21 protein-coding genes and 2 pseudogenes are annotated in these 21,192 nt (G+C 64.7%); 9 read left to right on the top strand and 14 right to left on the bottom strand.

Annotated elements, in window-relative coordinates; translation table 11 throughout:
* Positions 1-3 precede the first annotated feature (3 nt).
* The 10 genes from ACG873_RS28990 to ACG873_RS28945 all read right to left on the bottom strand — a co-directional run bounded on the left by ACG873_RS28990 (position 4) and on the right by ACG873_RS28945 (position 7,978).
* On the bottom strand, positions 4-510 hold the full coding sequence (locus ACG873_RS28990; RefSeq protein WP_394889276.1) for a glycosyltransferase: 507 nt from the start codon (positions 508-510) through the stop codon (positions 4-6).
* The gene (locus ACG873_RS28985) at positions 465-1,070 is read right to left on the bottom strand and encodes a glycosyltransferase (RefSeq protein ID WP_394889275.1); all 606 of its coding nucleotides are present in this window, start codon (positions 1,068-1,070) and stop codon (positions 465-467) included. The genes ACG873_RS28990 and ACG873_RS28985 overlap by 46 nt, the downstream gene beginning before the upstream one ends.
* On the bottom strand, positions 1,067-1,924 hold the full coding sequence (locus ACG873_RS28980; protein ID WP_394889274.1) for a PIG-L deacetylase family protein: 858 nt from the start codon (positions 1,922-1,924) through the stop codon (positions 1,067-1,069). Before ACG873_RS28980 ends, ACG873_RS28985 begins: the two co-directional genes overlap by 4 nt.
* Positions 1,925-1,936: 12 nt before the next feature.
* Complete coding sequence (locus ACG873_RS28975; RefSeq protein WP_394889273.1) at positions 1,937-2,866, bottom strand: beta-xylosidase; 930 nt, start codon at positions 2,864-2,866, stop codon at positions 1,937-1,939.
* Positions 2,859-3,620: a TIGR04290 family methyltransferase gene (locus tag ACG873_RS28970; protein WP_394889272.1), complete on the bottom strand. Its 762-nt coding sequence runs from the start codon at positions 3,618-3,620 to the stop codon at positions 2,859-2,861. The genes ACG873_RS28975 and ACG873_RS28970 overlap by 8 nt, the downstream gene beginning before the upstream one ends.
* 3 nt (positions 3,621-3,623) lie before the next feature.
* Complete coding sequence (locus ACG873_RS28965) at positions 3,624-4,430, bottom strand: sugar phosphate nucleotidyltransferase (protein WP_394889271.1); 807 nt, start codon at positions 4,428-4,430, stop codon at positions 3,624-3,626.
* 1 nt (position 4,431) lies between these two features.
* Entirely contained in the window at positions 4,432-5,535 is a 1,104-nt protein-coding gene (locus ACG873_RS28960) for a CgeB family protein (protein ID WP_394889269.1), read from the bottom strand.
* A 21-nt stretch (positions 5,536-5,556) separates the two neighbouring features.
* Complete coding sequence (locus ACG873_RS28955; RefSeq protein ID WP_394889267.1) at positions 5,557-6,156, bottom strand: histidine phosphatase family protein; 600 nt, start codon at positions 6,154-6,156, stop codon at positions 5,557-5,559.
* The gene (locus ACG873_RS28950) at positions 6,153-7,262 is read right to left on the bottom strand and encodes an inositol-3-phosphate synthase (RefSeq protein ID WP_394889265.1); all 1,110 of its coding nucleotides are present in this window, start codon (positions 7,260-7,262) and stop codon (positions 6,153-6,155) included. The genes ACG873_RS28955 and ACG873_RS28950 overlap by 4 nt, the downstream gene beginning before the upstream one ends.
* A 146-nt stretch (positions 7,263-7,408) precedes the next feature.
* Positions 7,409-7,978, bottom strand: coding sequence for a hypothetical protein (locus ACG873_RS28945; protein ID WP_394889263.1), 570 nt, complete (start codon positions 7,976-7,978; stop codon positions 7,409-7,411).
* Between the two features lie 189 nt (positions 7,979-8,167).
* On the opposite strand from ACG873_RS28945, the gene ACG873_RS28940 reads away from it, so the two are divergent.
* Positions 8,168-8,365 (top strand): hypothetical protein, encoded by a 198-nt coding sequence (locus tag ACG873_RS28940; RefSeq protein WP_394889262.1) that lies wholly within the window; start codon positions 8,168-8,170, stop codon positions 8,363-8,365.
* 18 nt (positions 8,366-8,383) lie between these two features.
* Here the strand turns inward: ACG873_RS28940 and ACG873_RS28935 are convergent, their stop codons facing one another.
* Positions 8,384-9,766, bottom strand: coding sequence for a UDP-glucose dehydrogenase family protein (locus ACG873_RS28935; protein WP_394889261.1), 1,383 nt, complete (start codon positions 9,764-9,766; stop codon positions 8,384-8,386).
* A gap of 59 nt (positions 9,767-9,825) precedes the next feature.
* Positions 9,826-10,455 carry a DUF1003 domain-containing protein gene (locus tag ACG873_RS28930; protein WP_394889260.1) on the bottom strand — a complete coding sequence of 210 codons (630 nt, stop codon included), beginning with the start codon at positions 10,453-10,455 and terminating at the stop codon, positions 9,826-9,828.
* A 196-nt stretch (positions 10,456-10,651) separates the two neighbouring features.
* Here ACG873_RS28930 and ACG873_RS28925 point away from each other — a divergent pair, with 196 nt between their 5' ends.
* From ACG873_RS28925 to ACG873_RS28890, 8 genes and pseudogenes are all read left to right on the top strand, one after another.
* Complete coding sequence (locus tag ACG873_RS28925; protein WP_394889258.1) at positions 10,652-11,758, top strand: NAD-dependent epimerase/dehydratase family protein; 1,107 nt, start codon at positions 10,652-10,654, stop codon at positions 11,756-11,758.
* A 23-nt stretch (positions 11,759-11,781) separates the two neighbouring features.
* Positions 11,782-12,906 (top strand): annotated as a pseudogene (locus tag ACG873_RS28920) (NAD-dependent epimerase/dehydratase family protein); the annotation flags it as partial.
* Entirely contained in the window at positions 12,903-14,195 is a 1,293-nt protein-coding gene (locus ACG873_RS28915; RefSeq protein WP_394889257.1) for a TIGR04295 family B12-binding domain-containing radical SAM protein, read from the top strand. The pseudogene ACG873_RS28920 and the gene ACG873_RS28915, both read left to right, overlap by 4 nt.
* Positions 14,180-15,298, top strand: a complete 1,119-nt coding sequence (locus tag ACG873_RS28910) for a glycosyltransferase family 4 protein (RefSeq protein ID WP_394889256.1) — start codon at positions 14,180-14,182, stop codon at positions 15,296-15,298. Before ACG873_RS28915 ends, ACG873_RS28910 begins: the two co-directional genes overlap by 16 nt.
* A 2-nt stretch (positions 15,299-15,300) precedes the next feature.
* On the top strand, positions 15,301-16,428 hold the full coding sequence (locus tag ACG873_RS28905) for a CgeB family protein (protein ID WP_394889255.1): 1,128 nt from the start codon (positions 15,301-15,303) through the stop codon (positions 16,426-16,428).
* Positions 16,425-17,519 (top strand): CgeB family protein, encoded by a 1,095-nt coding sequence (locus ACG873_RS28900; RefSeq protein WP_394889254.1) that lies wholly within the window; start codon positions 16,425-16,427, stop codon positions 17,517-17,519. Before ACG873_RS28905 ends, ACG873_RS28900 begins: the two co-directional genes overlap by 4 nt.
* Positions 17,516-18,640, top strand: a complete 1,125-nt coding sequence (locus ACG873_RS28895; protein ID WP_394889253.1) for a CgeB family protein — start codon at positions 17,516-17,518, stop codon at positions 18,638-18,640. The genes ACG873_RS28900 and ACG873_RS28895 overlap by 4 nt, the downstream gene beginning before the upstream one ends.
* A 36-nt stretch (positions 18,641-18,676) precedes the next feature.
* Positions 18,677-19,721, top strand: a pseudogene (locus tag ACG873_RS28890) (UDP-glucuronic acid decarboxylase family protein).
* Positions 19,722-19,766: 45 nt separating this feature from the next.
* Here the strand turns inward: ACG873_RS28890 and ACG873_RS28885 are convergent.
* Together ACG873_RS28885 and ACG873_RS28880 are read right to left on the bottom strand one after the other, a co-directional pair.
* Complete coding sequence (locus ACG873_RS28885; protein WP_394889252.1) at positions 19,767-20,078, bottom strand: DUF982 domain-containing protein; 312 nt, start codon at positions 20,076-20,078, stop codon at positions 19,767-19,769.
* Between the two features lie 194 nt (positions 20,079-20,272).
* Positions 20,273-21,160 carry an N-acetylmuramic acid 6-phosphate etherase gene (locus ACG873_RS28880; RefSeq protein WP_394889251.1) on the bottom strand — a complete coding sequence of 296 codons (888 nt, stop codon included), beginning with the start codon at positions 21,158-21,160 and terminating at the stop codon, positions 20,273-20,275.
* Between the last annotated feature and the right edge of the window lie 32 nt (positions 21,161-21,192).

Raw genomic sequence — 21,192 nt, 5'->3', positions numbered from 1 at the left:
CGCTCACATTGCGGCCACCGGGCCCGTCTCCCTGCGGCCGGTCCTGGCCAGAGCCCGATAGACGTCGAGGTATTCAGCCACCATGCGGTCGAGCGAAAAACGCTTTCGCGCCGCCGCCCGGCACTCCTCCGGATCAAGGGTTCTTGCCGCGATCATCGCATCGGCCATCTCGGCCACGTCATTGACCAGGAACCCGGTGCGGCCATGCTCGATGACGTCGGGCAAAGCTCCGTTCGGAAACGCCACTACCGGCGTTCCACAGGCCAGCGCTTCCATTGCCACCAGCGAACTCGTCTCGGCGGCGAGGCTGGGCACGACAAGGCAGCGCGCCGCATTGAGGAAGCGCCGCTTGCGGACGAAGCCGAGCGGGCCGAGGAAGCGCCGCCGCCTGTCGAGGCGCGGCAGTATTTCTTCCGAGAAATAGCGCTCATGCCATTGGTAGCGATAGACTTGGCCCCCGACGATCAGCGGCAGTTCGGCCAGACGCGCCGCGTCGAGCGCCAGATGCACGCCCTTTTCCGGGCAGATGCGGCCGAGCACGAGGCCGAAGTCGCGCCTGGCGTGGCGGCGAGCGAGCGCCTCGATGTCGACGCCGTTCGGTATCGGGGGGCGAAGCCTTGCGCCGGCGGGCGCGCGCGCGCCTGCTGGGATGCAGAGACGGCATGCATCCAGAGATCGTCCCTCGCGGGCTCCAGCGCGCCGGGCGGGTACCAGTCGAGCGGCAGATGGAGTGTAACCAGGGTCGGGCCGTCTTGGGGCAGATATGCGTCGAAATCGATGCCATGCAGGTGCACGAGATCGACAGGCCACCGCCGCCGCACTGCGGTAATTGCGTCGCGATGCCGTGCGTGGGCGCGTTGCTTGGCTGCCTCATCCAGCATGCCGCTTTCAGCCGGTGCGGCAAACAGTGTGCCAGCGACGCTCGATCCCTCGCAGGCCAACACGATGGAGCGGTGGCCGGCCTCCACCAGCGCCTTGTCCAGCGCGACCAGCACCTGCTCGGCCCCGCCGACGGCGTCCTGACTGACCGGCGCGAGCGGATAAGCGACATTGAGCACCGTGAGCGTCATGCCTCCTCCAGCCCGAGCTCTCGAATGGCATGATCGACCAGCCGCGGCCAATCCCGGCCGTCAAAATTGAGAGGCAGCGTTTCGTAATATAGGCGGCCGCCGTTCGGCGGCTTGCGCAAATCGTAGTCCGGCGCGGCGCGGAAGCGCTCGACGCCCGCCGTGAACGGCGCGAGCGTGCGGCGCTGTGTGACATGGCAGGCGAGCATTCGCCGCTTGGCTTCCAGGGCCTGTTCGTCGAGCGGGATTTCAAGGGTTGGCGCAGGCGGCTCGGCGGCGAAATTCTGGAATATCGGGCCACCGTCCGGACCGGCATTGTAGCAGGCAAACTCAATGACTGCCGGCGCTATGAGTCCTTCCCGCCGCACCAGCCGGCAAGCCGCATCAACGGCAAAGGCTGTCGCGTCATGATCGGGATGACCGCCCTCGAAGGGATGGGTGCAGACGAAGCGGGGTTGGCGCTCGGCAAAGAGCCTAGCGAGGCTGCAGGCGAGCGGCGCCATCGCATACGTGGCCTCCTGATCCGGAAGACCGATGGCGACGAGGGACCGGGGATCGATGCCGGCCCCGGCCATCGCGGCTTCCAATTCGCGCCGGCGTGCATCGGCATATTCCCGCCAGCCGCCGAACCCGCTCGTACGAGCGTCCCTCAGATCGCGCGGCGCGCCGTCGGTCACATGCACGATCGCTGCATTCCGCAGCCGCGAAAGCTGGCCGCCAAGGCCGATCGCCTCGTCATCGGGGTGTGCCGCCACGACCATGAGCTCATCACCGGACCGGCCGTTGCCGCTAGCCGGCGAAATCAGGTTCGCGAAGTCGGCCAAGGCTCCATGGACAACCGCCGAAGCGTACTCCATGGCCGTCGCCTTTCATGCCGCCGGAAGCCGCAGGGGCTCCGCGGCAATCCGGGCGCTTCCGGCATAGCGGCGGATCATCGCGGCACAGAAATCCGCGAATTCCTCCGGCACCAGCGGCGCACTGGTGTGATGCGGCATCATTCCGCGATGTTCAGGCGTGAAGCAGAAGGTCAGCGTCACGTCGAAATCGGCGAGCGCCTCCATCTGGCGGTCGAACCAGTCGAGCGCGTTGGGACGAAAACTGTCTGCCCAGGAGAGGCCGGTCCTTACGTAGGTGACGCCGAGCCGTTTCATCCAGCGCACAGCCTCTTCGAGCCGGTGGTCTTCGAAATGGAACCATTGAGCCACCCCGATGTCTGGGGTGTGGCGCGCGAACTCCTCCGCCGCCGGCTTCGGCGAGCCGTCCTCGCGCAGCAGCCCCATGTAGAAATGGCGGTAGTAGGAGGATCCTTCCGCCTCGCGGTGCCTTGTCGTCGCGCCCCAGGCCATCGGCAGGTCGTAAAGGCTGTACCACTGTATGCGCGACGCTTTGCCGATCAGCAGTTCTGCGGTCCGCTTCAGGCCCCAGAGTTGCACCTCCTCCGCGCCGAATGTCGAGATGCCGACCTCGCTCACCCATATCGGCAAATCGGTCTCGGCCCGAATCTCGTCGAGCTTGGCCGGCCATTCGTGGATTTGCCAGAGGTTCCAATCGAGCGGGAAGCCGTGCACCGCGATCGCGTCGATATGGTCGAGGACGCCGTGCGACTTCATGCGCTGCACGAAAAGCGGGTCGATGGGCGAGATGCCGCCGAGCACCCTCGTGACGTCGGCATTTTCCGCTTCGATTGCATCGCCGGCCATGATCGCCATTTCCGAAAAGCGCAGCCATTCGGGATCGACTTCGGGATCCCAATGCGACTTGTTGTTGGGCTCGTTCCAGATCATGGCGGCTTCAATCATGCGTTCTTCCTTTCGCGGGATAGACGGCGCCCTCCTCCGGCGCGGCTTCGGCGAGCCGGCAAAGATAAACCTCCTGTTCGGGATGGCTGATGATGTCGAAGCCGGCACTCCGGAGCATCGCCTCAACGCAGGCGCGGTTTGGCACCCACCAGTTGGTGGGATCATCGGCGTAGCGGTGCTCGATGAAATGGAGTTTTGGAAAATCCGGATCGTTGAAGAGTTCGTAGTTCCAGAAAGGGTAGTTCCGCTCCAGGGCGGCGACTTCCACGCTGCCGCGCTGCATCGACTGGAACACCATCAGGTCGCCCGCGACATGCTCGCGGATCAGGTCGAGCGCCAATAGCGGATGGCGCAGATGGTAGAGCACGCCCATGAAAAGGACGATGTCGAAACGCTCACCCAGCGCGCCGACGTCATAGACGGACAGCCGACGGAACTCGATCTCCAGGTCCGCCACTTCGGCGGCGAACCGGGCCTGATTGAGATAGACTTCGTCGAAATCTATGCCCAGCACGCGCTCCGCGCCGCGCTGCTTCATCTCGATCGAGTAGAAGCCGGCATTGCAGCCGATATCGAGCACGCTCTTGCCGGCGAGATCGGAGGGGATCGCGCCGGCGAATTTCTGCCATTTCACGTAAGGGTAGTTGCCCAGGAAATGGTCCGGCGCGGTCGCCACGCCACCAAGGTTGATATTGTGGAACCAAGGTCCAAGCGCTTCGATCTGGCGGCGGATTTCGAGGCTTGAGAGCGGCATGGTCTACACCTTCATTGCGGATGCCGCCGACGCTCTGGATTTGTCATGACCGTTTCCACGGCCGAGCGGTCCGGCAGCGGAACCTTCGTCCTTGCGGCTCAGCAGAGTGATGGCTTCGCGATAGCCATTGAAAGTGCCCACATCGACATAGGCCGTGCCCGCCTTGACGCCGACCGCTTCGCCGCCCTGCGCCAGCCATGCGTTCACCAGCGTGCCGATATATTCGTCGCACTCATTGCGAGCGCGCCAAAGGGACCTGAGTTCGTGCAGCATGCGGCCCGGCATCTTGAATGCGCCCCAGACCCAGTTCGACGCGGCGTTCTGCTGCTTGACCTGGATTTCGCGCACGAGATCGTGCCCGTCCACCACGACGGCGTCGAAGAGCTCGGGTTGATCGACCGGGAACAGCAGGAAAGCCAGCCGGTCGTCGGGCAGAGCACAAAACCCGTTCTCTGGATACCAGACCGTGTCGGGCAGACCGATCAGCACCGGCTCGTCATCGCGGACAAGGGATGCCGCGCGGAAGATCGCGTCGCAAAGGCCCGCGGGCGTCGGCTGCACCACGAACACAGCCGAACTCTCGCCATAGCCGCCGGCATAATATTCCAGAATGTCGGACTTTCCCGGGCCGATGACGAAGCAAATCTTGTCGGCCCCGCCTTCGATCATTCGCTGGACGAGGTATTCGCTGACTGCGCATGGGCGCTCGGCCAGGCCTTCGACCCGGCTGCCGACGGGCAGGAGTTCCTTCGAGAAGCCCAGCGGTTGGATGCGGCTGCCACGTCCCGCGGCCGGCACGATGCCCAGCATGTCAAGCCACCTCCGAGAAAGACATCGGCGAGCGCCGCGCCGCGAACGCTTCCGCGAGGATCGCCTCGAGTTCCTGGGCGCGCCTGTCGGATGTGTGATCGCGAAGGACCCGCTCGCGGGCATTCCGGCCGATCCGCTCCAGCTCGGCGTTCGGCAGGTCGAGCGCCGCGACTACGTCCTGCGTGTCTCGCACGGTGATAATCTCTCCGCCGGGCTCGAAGAAATTCTCCAGCCCCGGCCACACATCCGTGACTATGGCCGAGCCGCATGCGGCCGCCTCGAACAGCCGTCCCGACGGACACCAACCCATGCTGGCCATGGCTTGGCGCGTGACGTTGAGAGTCAGCCTCGACGATGCATAGAACGCAGGATGATCGGGCGGCGGCAGATGCCGGACGAAATGGATGTTTTCCGTCCAGGGAAAGTCCTCCGGGTACTGCGCGCCGCCGATCACGAACCGGCGGTCCGGGCGCAGCCTTGCAGCTTCGATCAGCAAGCGCTCTACGCTTTCCTGGCGGTCCGCCGCATAGGTGCCCAGGTAGGAAAGGTCGCCTGAGAAATCGGGATCGGACGCAGCGGGGCCGTACTGGTCAGGATCGACATGGCCGTAGAGCGCTGCCGTTCGGCGCGCTCCGAGCGCCGAGCCGAGCTCGGCGAGCGTCGAGCCGCCGGTATAGCTCAGCACGAGATCGAAACCCGCGAGGCCGCCTGCCCCTACATAATCCGGCCGACCGCCTTGCTTCAAATGCAACAGCGTTACCGGCGTGTCGAGATCATAGAAGACACGCAAAGCCGATGGCGCATCGAGAACCAGGCCGGTCGCCGCGATGGCGTCCGGGCAATAGGAGGTGACAACCGCGACATCGGCTCCCGCGATCTCGCGCTCGGCCCGGTCCCTGACCTCGGCCCAGTCGCCATAGAAAATCAGGCCGCCGCCGTCGATCTCGTAGAGATCGCGCGCGCCCGCGTAGTAGGGAACATCGCGCTCGAAGAAGGTCACGCTCCAGCCGCGCCGCGTCAGCGCGCGGATCAGCCCGCGCCACAGTGTGGCGTGTCCATTGCCCCACGAAGAACTGACGGTCAGGCCGAAGATGGCGATCTTCACGGTCTCAGGCCTCCTCTTCCGTCAGGCCACGATCTCGTTCAGGCCGAGCACCTTGCCGCCCCAGTCGCCGGTGACGATAGTGGTAATCGAGGCGGGGGCGATATCGAAACGGAAACAGCCCTGAACGGGCAGCCCGAGAAAGTGGCAGACCGCCGCTTTAATCACGTCCGCGTGGCTGACCAGCACCACGGCTCCGCCGCGATGCTGCTTCGCCAGGGCTTCGATGCAAGACATCACGCGAGCCTGTACTTCGATCATGGTTTCGCCGCCCGGCGCCCTCGCCCTGCTCCGGTCTTCATTCCATCGCTGCCAGTCCGGATCGGAGGCCAATTCTTCGAACGCCCGGCCCGACCATTCGCCGAAGTCGATTTCGTCGAGGGCGGGATTGGCGTGGATTTCGGTCAGTCCATACGCGCCGGCAATCGCGATAGCGGTTTCCTGTGTGCGCTCCCGCGGGCTGGCATGGATCGCGTCGAAGCGCTCGCGGCGCAGGCGCTGGCCGAGCCGAGCCGCTTGCGACAGGCCCGATTCGCCGAGCACGATGCCGCCGGACCGTCCGGCCAGGAAGTCATCGACATTGTCGTGTGCGGCATGCCGCACCAGGAAGAAGATGGTGGTCATTCCGCCGCACCGAGCAGAAGCTCGTCCTCCCCTTGCCCGGAGATGAACCTTATCGTCCGATCGCGCGCCTCAGCATCCGTGAATTGCTGCGGGGGCGACTTCATGAAGTAGCTCGACGGGCCGGTAAGCGCGCCCGCGATGCCGCGGTCGAGCGCCAGCTTGGCGCAGCGTACCGCGTCTATCACGACACCTGCGGAATTGGGCGAATCCCAGACTTCCAGCTTCAGTTCCGCATTGAGCGGCACGCCGCCGAAAGTGGTGCCTTCCAGCCTGATGTAGGCCCATTTGCGGTCCGTCAGCCACGGGACATGGTCGCTTGGTCCGACATGGATGTCTCCCGGGGATAACGGGATATCGAGTTGGCTGGTCACAGCCTGCGTCTTCGAGATCTTCTTCGATTCGAGCCGTTCGCGCTCAAGCATGTTCAGGAAATCGGTGTTGCCGCCGAAATTCAACTGATACGTACGGTCGAGCCGGACGCCGCGCTCGCGAAACAGATTGGCGAGCAGGCGATGCACGATGGTCGCGCCGACCTGACTCTTTATGTCGTCGCCGATGATCGGCAGGCCGCGCTTTTCAAAGCGGATGCGCCATTCGGGCCGGGAAGCGATGAATACGGGGATGCAATTGACGAAGGCGCAGCCGGCCTCCAGCGCGCGCTCTGCGTACCATTCGGTCGCCCGCTGCGAGCCGACCGGCAAATAGGAGACCAGCACGTCGGTCTCGCTTCGCCCGAGGATTTCGGTCACGTCGGCGACAGATTCGTCGGCTTCCTCGATCTCGTCCTGCAGATATTTGCCGATACCATCCAGCGTGTTTCCGCGCTCCACGCGGACGCCCGTTGGCGCCACGTCGGCGAAACGGTAGGTGTTGTTGGGAGCCGCATAAATAGCCTCGGCGGCGTCGCGGCCGACCTTGGTCGACGCCACGTCGAAGGCGCAGGCAAGCTCGATATCACCGACGTGATAGCCGCCGAGGTCGACGTTCATCAGCCCCGGCACGGGTTCGTTGCTGTGCGCGTCGCGATAGTAGGTGATGCCTTGCAGAAGTGAGGAAGCGCAGTTTCCAACTCCCACGACCCCGATCCGAACCTTTTTGGACTTCATGAAAATTACCGCCTGTCGGCCGACTGAAATACGGGTTCCTCGCGCCTAACCGCGACCATGGACGTTTGTTCCCGCCGGCCCGACGCCGCAAAAACGGCGGGGTGGACGCACCACCCCGCCGTTGAGGACAGGCTTGTGAGAACCGCTCACATGGAGCTGACCATCGAGCAAAGATCCGTCATCGCGGTGCTGTAGGTACCGGAGCCAGCCGTGCCGCCGGCGGTCGTGCCGGTGGTCGTCGAGGCTGTCGTGTCCGTGGATGTGCCGCCGGAGGCTGCGGGCGGGGTTGTCGAAGCGGTGGTGTCCGTCGAAGTTCCGGCAGCCGGGCCGCTCGTGTCGGGCGTCGTCGAGGCTGTCGTGTCCGTGGATGTCCCGGCACCGGGAGCGGCGGCCGTGCTCGAAGAGACAGTAGCGCAATCCTGTTTGACCTGCGCCTGCTGCTCTGTGCTCAGCGAAGCCCAGCTGGATTTGATTTCATCCTGGCTCTTGAGGGTTGCCATCGTGTCGTCGGTGAAGAAGGCGTCGCCGATCGGGCCCGACCAATCCTTGGTTAGCGCCTTGTCGGCTTCCGTCATCATCATCGTATCGGCCGTCCCTGGAGTGGCGGTCGTGGTGCCGGACGTCCCGCCGGTAGTACCTGTCGTGCTGCTCTGCGCGATGGCGCTTGCGCCCAGCGCCAGTGTGAGCATGGAAGCTGCAATGAGTTTGTACATCATCTTCATGAATCCCGTTCGTGGTTCGTGGTTGGAGTCCGCCCTTGCCGGGCGCGAACAAAACCGACCGTCCCCTGCCGATGTTCCATAATTTTCTAAAATACCTTCGACCCGTGATCGGAGCGCTTCCGCCCCGCCAATCGTTACCGGAACCTCCTCGCGGCACAGCGGTTTTGTGGGAGGAGGCTGGCTATGAAACCATCGCGCGAAGTGACCAGCATTGTCGTCGTTGCCGTCATCGCCGTTCTGATGCTGATCGCGTTTCTGTGGATCGATGGCGGCTTCGGCACAGCCCCGGACGTTCCGCCCGAGGGTGAACATCCGGCGACCAGGGCGCCGGCCGGAGTCGAGCCGCCCGAGCCAAATACGCCCGGCGCCGAGCCCGGATGAACCGGTAGAGCCGGCAGCCTAGAGATGGTTGGGGGCGGCGGTGGCGAGTTGCAGGGCCTTGGACGCCTTGGAAACGACCGCGCCGGCCGTCTTCGGCGAAGCTGACCTGCCGAGGCTTACATAGCGCAATCCGCTAAGCGCCATCTGCCGGGGCGTGAACATGTTGCGGTAGTCGATCACCAGGCTGCCCGACATTGTCTTCGACAGACGCTTCAGATCGATCGTCCTGTAATCGTCCCACTCGGTGAGAACGAGCACGGCATCGACACCTTTCGCAGCCGCATACATGCAGTCGTGCATTTCGACGCCGCTGAGGTGACGCGCGGCGTTGGCTTCTGCCTGGGGGTCGTGCGCGCGCACCGCAAGCCCCGCCTGCTGCAGGAGCGGAATGATGGTCAGGGCCGCAGAATCCCGCACGTCGTCCGTATTGGCCTTGAAGGCGAGACCGAAAACGGCGATGCGGGCGCCCCGCGCCCGCTCGCCCAATTCGGCAAGAACGCGGCGCGCCAGGCTGTTCTTGCGGGACTCGTTCTTCGCGACAAGCGTCTCGACCAGCGATTGACGCGCCCGGTGCTTGCGGCCCGTCGCCACGAATGCCCGCGTGTCCTTCGGAAAGCAGGACCCGCCGAAACCCGGGCCCGGCGACAGGAAGCTCATGCCGATGCGGCTGTCGAGACCCATGCCCCTGGCTACCGCCTCGACATCGCCGCCGACCTGTTCGCAAAGATCGGCGACGTCGTTGATGAAGCCGATCTTGAGGGCGAGGAAGGCGTTGGAAGCGTATTTGATCAATTCGGCATTGGCCGTATTGGTAATGAGGATCGGCGTCCGGCGTTTTGCGAGTGGCGCGTAGAGTTCCTCAAGCACCGTTGCGGCGCGGCGGTCGTCGGCGCCGATGACGATCCGGTCCGGATGAAGAAAATCCTGGATCGCCGTGCCTTCGCGCAGGAACTCGGGGTTCGACGCGACGGAGAAGTCCAGCCCCAGACGCTTTTCCGCGATGACTTCGCGCAGGCGCCGGCAAGTTCCGACGACGACGGTGGACTTCACGACGACGACGGCATTGGGCTTCATGGCCGGCGCGATCTGCCGGGCCGCCGTTTCGATGTGGCTGAGATCGATGTCGCCGCCCGGCGCGGCCGGCGTCCCTACTGCGAGGAAAATGGCGTCCGCCTTGCCGGCAGGCCCCTTCGTATCGGGAGAAAAATCGAGCCTGCCCAGCCGACGGTTCTTGCGGATCAACGCCTCCAGGCCGGGCTCATAGATAGGCGTTGCGCCTAAGCCGAGCGTCTTGATGCGCGCCGCGTCGGTATCGACGCATGTGACCGAATGGCCAAGTTCAGCCAGGCAGGCGCCTGTGGTCAGTCCGACGTAGCCTGCACCGATCATCACAACTTTCATGTGTTTTTCCTGCGTCCGTGCAATCGATACTGAAACGGCCTTCCTAACAATCTGCGGCTTCATCTGTTCCCGCGAAACGGATCAAGGGTCGAGCCTGGCCCGGCCGTCGCTCCGCTTTGCGAATGCCAGTTTTCGGATTCTTCCACACTTTCGATTTCATCGAGAACGGTTTCCGGATCGATGTCCTTCTTCAGTTCATCGAGTTCGGGGCCTACCAAGTCCGATAGGCCGAGATGTTCGACGATGGCCGAGACCATCGTGATCAGCTTGGTGACCTCGTGTTCCGCCAAAAGACTGATCTGGAGGTTGAGATCGGCCCGCCGGGCATCGTTCGCGGCCATGCGGTTCTGGTTGATCAAGACGAAGCTGGTCAGGAAGATCGCCTCGACGGACGCGGCCATGGCAAGGATCACGAGCGATGGATCCCATGGCCCCATGATCGGCAGCCAGCCGGTATTGACGCCGATCCAGAAGGCGAAAGCCGCGAGGTGGAGATAGACGAAAACCATGCTGCCGGTGAAGTAGGTGATGACCTCGGCCAGGCGCTCCTGAACCCCGGCCTCGGCAGCTTCCTGGTCGCGGCGGCGCATGATCGCACGGATATTGTGCTCAAGGGCGGAGCTAATCCCTTGCGTCTCGCGGCGGGATCGCGGCGCCGATTCCGGCTTGTCGACACTGCTTTGCTGCATGGCTTGCCCGCGGTTCCATTGCAAAAAACCCTAACTGTCCGACAGCCAATCGGTTGCGCTGTTCCAGTCGCGCAGGCCGCCTTCGAGAACGTGCCATGCTGGAGTGCCTGGCGCCGCCGCTCCGGCCGGACGGGAACAATTCAGGAGCTTCATAGTTCGGCAGCCGTATTTCGTCCTGGAGGCCAAGGAGCAATTTGTGAAAAGAATCCTTGTTACCGGTGGCTGCGGCTTCATCGGTCGATATGTAACTGACGAACTTTTGGCCAATGATTACGAAGTACGCGTTCTGGACAGCTTCATCGAGCAGGTCCACGGCAAGGACGCGACGCATGGCGCGCAGGGAGCCGAACTTGTGCGCGCCGATCTGCGCGACGCCGACGCGCTGGACAGAGCGCTCGACGGCGTCGATGGAGTCGTGCATCTGGCCGCCGAGGTCGGCGTCGGCCAGTCGATGTACGAGATCGTCCGCTATGTCGGCGGCAACGATCTCGCCACGGCGGTTCTGCTCGAAGGACTGATCCGCAATCCAGTCCAGCGCATCGTTGTCGCGTCGTCCATGAGCGTCTACGGCGAGGGGCTTTACACCCTGCCGGACGGAACGCGTGTCGGCAACGCGCGCCGGCAGCAGGCACGGATCAAGGCCGGTGCTTGGGATCTCGTCGGTCCCGACGGAGAGCGGCTGACGCCCGTGGCGACCGATGAGGAAAAGCCGGTCGATCTCGCCTCCATCTATGCGTTGACCAAATATGCTCAGGAACGGGCGGTGCTGATATTCGGCGATGCCTATGGGGTCAACGCGGTCGCCCTGCGACTGTTCAACGTCTTTGGACCGGGCCAGGCGCTCTCCAATCCCTATACGGGAGTGCTCGCCAATTTCGCCTCCCGGCTCGCCAACCGTCAGCCGCCGATGATTTTCGAAGACGGGCGCCAGCGCCGCGATTTCGTCCATGTGAGGGACGTTGCGCGTGCATTCCGCCTCGCGCTCGAACAGCAGCAGGCGCGCGGGCATGTCATCAATGTCGGCAGCGGTCAAGCTTACGCCATCAGCGAAGTGGCCGCCCTTCTCGCCGACGCGATGGGCGTGCCGGAGATCAAGCCGGACATCCTGGGCAAGGCCCGTTCCGGCGACATACGCAATTGCTTCGCCGATATCTCGAAGGCTCGCGAACTGCTTGGCTTCGCGCCTCGGTTCACGCTGGAGAATTCGATCGGCGAACTGGCTGAATGGGTAGGACGGACCGGCGCGGAGGATCGCGGGTCCGAGATGAAGCGGCAGCTGGAAGAGCGGGGCCTGGTTTCATGACGGAACAGCTTCCCCCATCGGCGGACGCCGGAGCCGCCGTGGCCGAGGGCGTGGCTAAATTGGCAAAGCCGGCAGTAGGCGGCAAGGCCTCGCCTGTCGTAGTCATCGGCGGCAGCGGTTTCATCGGGTCCAACCTTGCCGCCAGCCTGCTGGCTGACGGCGAAGATGTTGTTGTTGTCGACAATCTGAGCCGCCCCGGCGTGGACCAGAATCTGGCCTGGCTGAAGGAGAGCTACGGAGCCAGGGTGCACCCGCTTGTCGCCGACATTCGCGATAGCGTTGCGATCGAGCCGGCCTTTGCCGACGCAAAGGCGGTGTTCCATCTGGCTGCGCAGACCGCGGTGACGACCAGCCTCGCCGATCCACTCGAGGATTTCGAGGTCAATGCCCGCGGCACGATCAACGTGCTCGAGGCGGTGCGGAAGGGTGGCAGGCGTATTCCCGTCATCTTCGCCAGCACCAACAAGGTCTATGGCGGCCTCGGCGACATGGCCATGGTCGAGATCGACGACCGCTATATCCCCGCCGACGAGACCGTCCGCGGTAACGGCGTGGCCGAAACACGCGGGCTCGATTTCTGCACACCCTATGGCTGCTCGAAAGGCGTCGCCGACCAGTACGTGCTCGATTATGCCAAGAGCTACGGCCTGCCGACGGCCGTGCTGCGCATGAGCTGTATCTACGGGCCGCGCCAGTTCGGCACCGAGGATCAGGGCTGGGTGGCGCATTTCCTCATCCGCACCCTCGAAGGCCGCCCGATCTCGATTTATGGCGACGGCAAGCAGGTTCGCGACATACTGCATGTCACCGACGCGGTCGCTGCCTACCGCGCCGTGCTGGGCGCCATCGGCTCCGTCAAGGGTCACGCATTCAACCTCGGCGGCGGGCCGCTCAACGCCGTCAGCCTGCGCCTGCTGCTGCGCGAAATAGGCCGCATCACCGGCTGCGAAATTTCCGTCACATACAGAGACTGGCGGCAGGGCGATCAATTCTACTTCGTGGCCGATACCCGGAAGATCCAGTCGGCGCTGGGCTGGAAGCCGCGGATCGGCTGGCGCCAAGGCGTCGGGGACCTGGCGCGCTGGCTGGAGACCAACCGCATCACGCCCGACAAGCAGGCCATTCCTGAGCGGAGGATCACCGCATGAGAGTAGCCCTGGTCAATCCGTCCTGGACCTATGACGGCAGCATCTATTTCGGATGCCGCCATCCGCATCTGCCGCTGGAGTTCGGCTATTGCAAGGCCCAGCTCGAACGCGACGGACATGAAGTGCTGGTGCTCGACGGGCAGTTGCAGCATATCGACAATCAGGCGCTCGCATCCCGTGTGGCGGATTTCTCACCCGATATGACCGTCGTCACCACAGCCCCGACCTACCTATTCTGGCGTTGCGCGCCGCCTGAATTGCGGGTTCCGGCCGAATTCCTGACGGCGCTTGGCGACAGCGCCGGCGCGACCGTCGCGGTCGGTCCGCACGCCTCGGCGACGCCAGCGCCGACGCTGCGCAAGCTCGGCGTCGACATCGTTGTGCGCGGCGAATGCGAGGAAGTTATCGCGGAACTGGCGTCAAGCCGCGACTGGCGCAACGTTGCCTCGACAGCCTACCTCAAAGATGGCCGCACAATCGTCAACGGGCCTGTCCACGCAAGTTCCTTCGTCGACCATCCGGCGCTGAAATGGCCAGCGGAATGGCTGGCCAACCACGATCACCACCATCATCGCTTCGATAGTGAGGCGCGCGGCTTTGGGGCGGAAGTCGAGGCCTCGCGCGGCTGCCCATACAATTGCAGCTTCTGCGCCAAGATCGATTTTCGTGATGCCTACCGGCGGCGCAATCATGAGGCGATCGTCGAAGAGATCGACGCGCTGATCGCGCAGGGCGTCGGCTACATCTATTTCATCGACGAGATATTCTTGCCGCAGAAGGCCCTTCTGGAGGCGCTGGTCGACCGCGACGTCCAATTCGGCGTGCAGACGCGTATCGATCTCTGGAAACCGGAACTGCTGGAGCTTCTAGGCGCGGCCGGATGCGTGTCGGTAGAGGCAGGGCTGGAAAGCCTGACCGTGGAAGGCCGCGAAATGCTGGCCAAGCGCTGCCGCCTCGGCACCGATGAACTGGCCGCGCTGCTGATCAAGGCGCGCCGCCATGTGCCGTTCGTCCAGGCCAACCTGATCGGCGTCGTGCAGGATGAGAAGTCGCTGGTCGACTACTGGCGCAAGCACCTGATTTCCAACGGCGTGTGGGCCAACGATCCGGTACCGCTCTATCCCTATCCAAGTTCGCCGAGCTACCGCGAAATGTGGGGCGAGCCGGACGACAGCGCCTGGGAGCGCGCCCACGACCACTACCTCGCCTCGTTCGACGCCTTCAGCGACATCCAGGAACAGCAACCTTTGCCGCTTCCGGTCCTGGAACGGCAATGCTGCAGGGCCTGACCATGCCGCCGCGCCGCATATTGATGACGATCGACGCCGTGGGCGGCGTCTGGCGCTACGCCATGGATCTCGCGGCTGCATTGCGAACCGAGGGCGTCGAGACAGTATTCGCGGGTTTCGGACCCGCTCCCTCGATAGGCCAGCGGCGCGAGGCAATGGCGATCGGAGCCCTCGAGTGGCTCGATGCACCGCTCGACTGGATGGCCAAGGATGAATCGGAGCTCAGTGCGCTGCCGCGGCTGATTGCGCAGATGGCTGACAGGCACCAGGTCGACCTCATCCATCTCAATCTGCCGTCGCAAGCGCGCGGGCTCGACGTCTCCTGCCCAGTCGTCGCGGTTTCCCATTCATGCGTGGTGACATGGTTCCATGCGGTGCGGGGCACACTGGTTCCCGACGGCTGGGCATGGCAGCGGCGCGCCAACCGCGCCGGCTTCGACCGCGCCGATGCGGTCATGGCGCCGAGCCGCAGCCATGCCGACATGCTTTGCGCCTGCTACGGGCCGCTTCCGCGCCTCGCCGTCGTTCCCAACGCTGTTGCCGACCGGTCGCCGCCGCCCTCTGCCCCCAAAGGAAACTTCGTCTTCGCCGCCGGCCGCTGGTGGGACGACGGCAAGAACGCCAGCGCGCTCGTCAAGGCCGCCGGAGCGATGGTTTGGCCGCTGGTCGTTGCCGGGCCGACGACCAGCCCCGGCGGCGAAGCGGCCTCCCTTGGCGGAACGAGACAGATGGGCGAGATCCCGAACGGGAAGGTCCGCGCCATGATGGCCAGCGCCGGGATCTTCGTGTCGCCATCGCTCTACGAACCTTTCGGTCTCGCCGCGCTGGAAGCTGCCCGCTCGGCGACGCCGCTGGTCCTGTCCGACATCGCGACCTATCGCGAACTATGGGACGGCGCGGCACTGTTCGCCGACCCGCACCGGCCGGATGCCTTTTCGGATGCCGTCAACATGCTCGCCGCCGACGAGGGCCTGCGCACGGAAATGGGCGCGAAGGCGCTTGCCCGTTCGCAGAGCTTTACGCCGGCCGCGCAGGCCGCGGCGGTGCTTCGCGTCTATGAGGCGGCGGCGCGTTCGGCCCGGCCATTGAAAGTGGCGGTGTAGCGATGCGCTTCCTCCTCTATACCCACTCGCTGGTTTCGGACTGGAACCACGGCAACGCGCATTTTCTTCGCGGTGTGATGCGCGACCTCGTCGCGCGGGGGCACGAGGCGATCGCTCTCGAACCCGAGGACGGCTGGAGCCGCCGCAATCTGCTGGCGGAACGAGGCCCGCTCGCGGTCGAACGCTTCCGCCGCGATTTTCCCGGCTTGGTTTCCCGGACCTACGGGCCGGACTTCGACCACCAAGCTGCGCTGCATGAAGCCGATGTGGTGATCGTGCACGAATGGACGGAACCCGGGCTTGTCGCACGCATTGGCCGCGCCCGGCGCGACGGCGGCAGATTCACGCTGTTCTTTCACGACACGCACCACCGCGCAGTCTCGCAGCAGCGGGCCATCGCCGACCTCATCCTGCAGGATTACGACGGCATACTGGCGTTCGGCGAAACGCTGCGGCAGCGCTATCTCGACGCCGGCTGGGGCCGGCTTGTGTTCACGTGGCACGAGGCGGCCGACGACCGGCTTTTCCGTCCGTTGCCGGATGTCGAGAAGACGGGCGATCTCGTCTGGATCGGCAATTGGGGCGACGACGAGCGCACCGCCGAGTTGCATGCGTTTCTGATCAAGCCGGTCGCCGAACTCGGCATAGACGGCACAGTCTGTGGGGTCCGTTACCCGGAGGAAGCGCAGACCGCGCTCCGCGGGGCGGGTTTGCGCTATCGCGGCTGGATCGCCAATGCCGACGTGCCCATGGCCTTCGCGCAGCACCAGGCAACGGTGCACATTCCGCGCCGTCCCTATGTGGAATCCCTGCCCGGCATACCGACAATCAGGATGTTCGAGGCGCTGGCCTGCGGCATCCCGTTGGTTTCGGCGCCATGGGACGACGTGGAAGGACTGTTCCGGCCCGGCGATTTCCTGTTCGCCCGCAGCGGCGGGGAAATGACCACGCTTCTGCGGCAGGTGCTCTTCGATCGCGCCATGGCGAACGCGCTGGCCGCCTCCGGCCTTGAGACGATCCGCGCCAGGCATACATGCCGTCACCGCGTCGACGAACTGCTCGCCATCCTGGCGAACCACGGTTCGGCACGAGTCACCGATCAACTCGCATCCAGGGAAGCTGCCCAATGAAGATCGCGTTCTACGGCTCAAGCCTGCTCTCGTCCTACTGGAACGGGGCGGCGACGTATTATCGGGGCCTGCTTAAAGCGCTTGCGGCGCGCGGCTACGACATCACCTTCTACGAGCCAGACGTTTACGACCGCCAGAACCATCGCGACATCGACCCGCCCGACTGGTGCAAGGTGGTGGTCTATGACGGCACCATCGAGGCGTTGCGGGCTGTGACCCGCGAAGCGGCAAATGCCGACATCGTCGTGAAGGCAAGCGGCGTCGGGTTCGAGGACAATGCGCTGCTCGAACACTCGCTGGCCTGGGCCCGCCGCGGAGCGCTCAGGATATTCTGGGATGTCGATGCACCCGCGACGCTGGCCGAACTGCGCGCCAACCCCACCCACCCGATGCATCGGGCGCTGAAGCGCATCGATATCGTTATGACTTATGGCGGAGGCGACCCGGTCGTTTACGATTACCGGCAGATCGGCGCGGCGGAATGCGTCCCGATCTACAACGCGCTCGACCCCGAGACCCACCATCCCGCTGCTCCCGACCAGCGTTTCGCCGCCGATCTCGGCTTTCTCGGCAATCGCCTGCCCGACCGCGAGGCGCGGGTCGAAGACTTCTTCCTGTCGCCCGCCGCAAGGCTGCCGGGCAATCGTTTCCTGCTCGGCGGCGCCGGGTGGCAAGACAAACCGATGGCCGCCAACGTTAATTATATCGGCCACGTGCCGACCCGCGACCACAACGCCTTCAATTCGACACCCAAGGCGGTGCTCAACATCAGCCGCTCCAGCATGGCGGAAAACGGCTTCTCGCCCGCGACACGCGTCTTCGAGGCGGCTGGCGCCGCCGCCTGCATGATCACCGACGCCTGGACGGGGGTCGATCTGTTCCTGAAGGATGGCGAAGAGATACTGGTCGCGCGCGACGGGCAGGATGTCGGCGACCTGCTGCAGGCGCTTTCGCCGGAGCGCGCCCGCGAAATCGGGCAACGAGCCCTGCAGCGGGTCCTGCGCGAACATACCTACGCGCATCGCGCCGCCGAGGCGGATCGCATCTTCCGGAGCTTCGCCGGCAGGGCGGTGGTGGAGGCGGCTGAATGAAAGGCTCGTCGCTCGACATCGTGGTGATAGGACTTTCCCTTTCCTCGTCATGGGGGAACGGACACGCCACGACGTTCCGCAGCCTGTTGCGCGGCCTCCACGCGCTTGGCCACTCGGTTCTGTTCCTGGAGCGGGATGTTCCCTGGTATGCGGACAGCCGCGACCTGCCGGATCCCGACTTCTGCGTCCTCAAATATTATGACGGTGTATCGGACATGACGAGCCGCTTCGCCAAGGCCATTCGCGACGCCGACGCGGTGATCGTGGGTTCCTACGTGCCGCAAGGCGTGCAGGTCATCGACGCAGTCGCGGCCATCCGGTCAGGCCCACTGTTCTTCTACGACATCGACACGCCGGTCACTTTGGCCAAGCTCGCCAACCGCGATGAGGAATATCTGGCGCGACGACAGATTCCATTGTTCGACGCATATTTCTCGTTTTCCGGCGGGCCGGTGCTCGACAGGCTGGAATCCGAATTCGGCGCCCGCAACGCCGCCGCCCTCTACTGCTCGGTGGACGCCGCGCAATACCGCGCGACCGGCGAGCCGGTCGAATGGGATCTCGGCTATATCGGCACCTACAGCCCCGACCGGCAGCCGGCACTCGAGCGGCTGCTGATCGAGCCCGCCCGGCGTCTTCCCGACAGGCGCTTCGTCGTCGCCGGCCCGCAATATCCGGCCGGCATCGACTGGCCGCGCAATGTCGAACGGATCGAGCATTTGCCGCCGGCCGAGCACGCCTCGTTCTACAGCCGCCAGCGCTTCACCCTCAACGTGACGCGCGCCGACATGATCGAGGCCGGCTGGTCGCCCAGCGTGCGGCTATTCGAGGCCGCCGCCTGCGGCACGTCGATCATCAGCGATTTCTGGGATGGCCTCGACCGCCTGCTGCCGGATGGTGACGCGATCGTCATCGCCCACTCGACCGACGAGATCGTTTCGACGTTGACCGAGACAAGCGAGGCGCGGCGAAAGGCGATCGCCCGGGCGGCGCGAGCGCGGGTGATGGCGGGCCACACGGGCGTGGTCAGGGCGCGCGAACTCGTGGCCCGGTTTGCAGCAGCCCGGCGGTCCGGAAGGGTTTCGGAGCGGGCGGGAACGTTGGCGGAAAGCGCGGCGTAGGTCGTGCTTGGCGCATAGTACGGGAAGGAAGAACAGATGCATGGCGGCAACGGACGGCTAAAGAGAAAGGCCGCGCTGGTCGCAGGCGGGGCCGGCTTCGTCGGCTCTCATCTTTGCGATTCTGCTTCTGGCGGCGGGACACCGCGTGATCTGTGTGGACAGCCTTCTTACCGGCTCGCTTCGCAATGTGGCGGCGCTCCGGAACAATGCGGATTTCACTTTGGTGAAGCACGATGTGTGCGACGTACTATCCCTGCCGCGCCAGGTCGACTGGGTGTTCAACTTGGCCTGCGCGGCCTCGCCAAAGCACTACCAGGCCGATCCGGTGCACACGATGATGACCAGCGTGGCAGGCGCCAAGAATCTCCTGTCGCTCGCCGAAACCCACGGCGCGGTCTTCGTTCAGGCCTCCACCAGCGAGATCTATGGCGATCCGGAGGAGCATCCCCAGCGCGAGGACTATCTCGGCCGCGTCAACTGCACCGGCCCGCGCGCCTGCTACGATGAGGGCAAGCGCGCCGCCGAGGCGCTCTGTTTCGATTTCCTGCGCGCCGGCCGCGTCGATGCCCGCATTGCGCGCATCTTCAACACCTATGGACCGCGCATGCAGGCCGATGACGGCCGCATCGTCTCCAATCTTATCGTTCAGGCTCTCAGGGGCGAACCGCTGACCGTCTACGGCAGCGGCGAGCAGACGCGGTCGTTCTGCCACGTATCCGACCTCGTCCGGGGATTGATCGCGCTGATCGAAACCGATCCCAACCCCGGCGCGCCGGTCAATCTCGGCAATCCCGGCGAGTTCTCGATCAACGAGCTCGCCGGAATGGTGCTGGCGATGGTTCCCACGACGTCGGCGGTCATCTACGGACCATTGCCTGCCGACGACCCGCAACGCCGCCGGCCCGACATCGGGCGGGCCAAACGGCTCCTCGGCTGGGAGCCGCGCGTGGCGCTGGCCGACGGATTGCGCGAAACCGTGTCATGGTTCGAGGCGACGCTGAGACCGAAGCCTCAGCGCCGCGTCAGCCGCAAGCGGCCGGCCGTGAATGCGCAAGGTCTGACGCTGCAAGCGGGCGAATAGCTGCAAAGCCGCCTGCGTGGGCCGCCCGCGCGGCCCCGCGGAAAATCAGCCTGGAATGCGCCGATCCAGCGCGCCTGTGGAAATCGCGGCCACTACCGGATCGGCTTCGGACGCCAGAATGCCTTTCTTGCTCGCGAAAGCGGCAAATGCACTCCGCGCCGTCTCGGAATCGATCTCGCGCGCCAGCGCTGCCTTGCAGGCGTTCAGCGCCACGGCATGCGCGGGATCTCTCTGGCCACATGGCCAATCTGACAGGAGGGCGTAGGCTTGTGAAACAGTTTCGATACGGGTCAGGTACCCCAGACCCACAAATACAGGCACCGGTTCTTCGAAGGTTTCGTATTCCGCTGACGTCACGATCTTTTCCTTTCAGCCTGGAAGATTGCCGGCGAACCGCTACCGGTCGCGTACGCGAAACCCTTTCCTCCATCCGGCCTGGTCCCACTCCCAAATGGCCGACGATACAAACGCGATCGCCCGCTCTTGGTTCCAAAGATCGCTGGTCCGATTTCGCTCCTGGCTTCCACACACCAAGGCCAGAGATCGCATGATTATATGCGTCTGACCTCGTCCACAGCGTCGCGAAGATTGCCTTTGTGCCGCTCCAGAACCGCGGCGGCTTCGGCCGGGTCGAGCCCGAAGCCCAGCATGACCGCCGTCTTGACGTCGCCCTCCGCCTGCTCGACGTAGCGCGCCGCACTCTCGGCGTCGCAGCCGACGATTTGGCGTACCATGCCTTCAGCCCGCTGCCGCAGTTTGGCGTTGCTGGCGCGCATATGCACCATCATTCCGAGATAGACGCGGCCGAGCTGCACCATGACCGCTGACGAGAAGAGGTTCAACACGATCTTCTGCGCTGTGCCCGCCTTCATGCGCGTCGAGCCGGCGATCACTTCCGTTCCAGTCTCCACCAGGATTCGGTGGCGGGCCACCACGAACAAAGGCGCGCCGGCATTGTTGGCCAGCGCGATCGTGACCGCTCCGGCGGTGCTGGCGGCGCGCAGTGCGCCGATCGTGAAGGGGGTAGTTCCACTGGCCGCGATTCCGAGGACGACGTCGTCCGGGCCAATGCGGGCGTCCGCCATGGCCGCCGCCCCGGCTTCCTCATCGTCCTCGGCGCCTTCGACGCTCTCGACCAAGGCGCCGAGACCTCCGGCCATCGCATATACGACCCGGTCGGCGGGCCAGCCAAAAGTCGGCGGCAGTTCCGTTCCGTCCTGCACGGCGATACGGCCCGAGGTGCCAGCGCCCGCATAGACGATCCGGCCGCCGCGCTGCAGCGCCGGCACGGCGTCATCCACTGCGGCTGCTATGTCGTTCAGCGCGCCACGTACTGCGGCTGCAGCCGAAAGCTGGCCTTCGTACATGGCGGCCATCATTTCGGCCGTGGACCACGAATCCAGACTGAGATAGCGCGGACTGATCTGCTCGGTGGCCATTCAAATCCTCAGCATTGCTGCTTCGGAGAAAG

This window comes from Allomesorhizobium aridi, assembly GCF_043769475.1.
Taxonomy (GTDB): domain Bacteria; phylum Pseudomonadota; class Alphaproteobacteria; order Rhizobiales; family Rhizobiaceae; genus Allomesorhizobium.
The sequence above is the reverse complement of the archived record's forward strand: the minus strand, read 5'-3'. Positions and strand labels throughout refer to the sequence as shown.

Excerpts from the sequence above, each read along its gene's own strand:
- ACG873_RS28905 (WP_394889255.1), top strand. The coding sequence starts at position 15,301 with ATGCGCTTCCTCCTCTATACCCACTCGCTGGTTTCGGACTGGAACCAC.
- ACG873_RS28915 (WP_394889257.1), top strand. The coding sequence starts at position 12,903 with ATGAGAGTAGCCCTGGTCAATCCGTCCTGGACCTATGACGGCAGCATC.
- ACG873_RS28895 (WP_394889253.1), top strand. The coding sequence starts at position 17,516 with ATGAAAGGCTCGTCGCTCGACATCGTGGTGATAGGACTTTCCCTTTCC.
- ACG873_RS28975 (WP_394889273.1), bottom strand. The coding sequence starts at position 2,866 with ATGATTGAAGCCGCCATGATCTGGAACGAGCCCAACAACAAGTCGCAT.
- ACG873_RS28910 (WP_394889256.1), top strand. The coding sequence starts at position 14,180 with ATGCTGCAGGGCCTGACCATGCCGCCGCGCCGCATATTGATGACGATC.
- ACG873_RS28930 (WP_394889260.1), bottom strand. The coding sequence starts at position 10,455 with ATGCAGCAAAGCAGTGTCGACAAGCCGGAATCGGCGCCGCGATCCCGC.
- ACG873_RS28985 (WP_394889275.1), bottom strand. The coding sequence starts at position 1,070 with ATGACGCTCACGGTGCTCAATGTCGCTTATCCGCTCGCGCCGGTCAGT.
- ACG873_RS28955 (WP_394889267.1), bottom strand. The coding sequence starts at position 6,156 with ATGACCACCATCTTCTTCCTGGTGCGGCATGCCGCACACGACAATGTC.
- ACG873_RS28880 (WP_394889251.1), bottom strand. The coding sequence starts at position 21,160 with ATGGCCACCGAGCAGATCAGTCCGCGCTATCTCAGTCTGGATTCGTGG.
- ACG873_RS28900 (WP_394889254.1), top strand. The coding sequence starts at position 16,425 with ATGAAGATCGCGTTCTACGGCTCAAGCCTGCTCTCGTCCTACTGGAAC.
- ACG873_RS28935 (WP_394889261.1), bottom strand. The coding sequence starts at position 9,766 with ATGAAAGTTGTGATGATCGGTGCAGGCTACGTCGGACTGACCACAGGC.
- ACG873_RS28980 (WP_394889274.1), bottom strand. The coding sequence starts at position 1,924 with ATGGAGTACGCTTCGGCGGTTGTCCATGGAGCCTTGGCCGACTTCGCG.
- ACG873_RS28950 (WP_394889265.1), bottom strand. The coding sequence starts at position 7,262 with ATGAAGTCCAAAAAGGTTCGGATCGGGGTCGTGGGAGTTGGAAACTGC.
- ACG873_RS28940 (WP_394889262.1), top strand. The coding sequence starts at position 8,168 with ATGAAACCATCGCGCGAAGTGACCAGCATTGTCGTCGTTGCCGTCATC.
- ACG873_RS28965 (WP_394889271.1), bottom strand. The coding sequence starts at position 4,430 with ATGCTGGGCATCGTGCCGGCCGCGGGACGTGGCAGCCGCATCCAACCG.
- ACG873_RS28945 (WP_394889263.1), bottom strand. The coding sequence starts at position 7,978 with ATGATGTACAAACTCATTGCAGCTTCCATGCTCACACTGGCGCTGGGC.
- ACG873_RS28970 (WP_394889272.1), bottom strand. The coding sequence starts at position 3,620 with ATGCCGCTCTCAAGCCTCGAAATCCGCCGCCAGATCGAAGCGCTTGGA.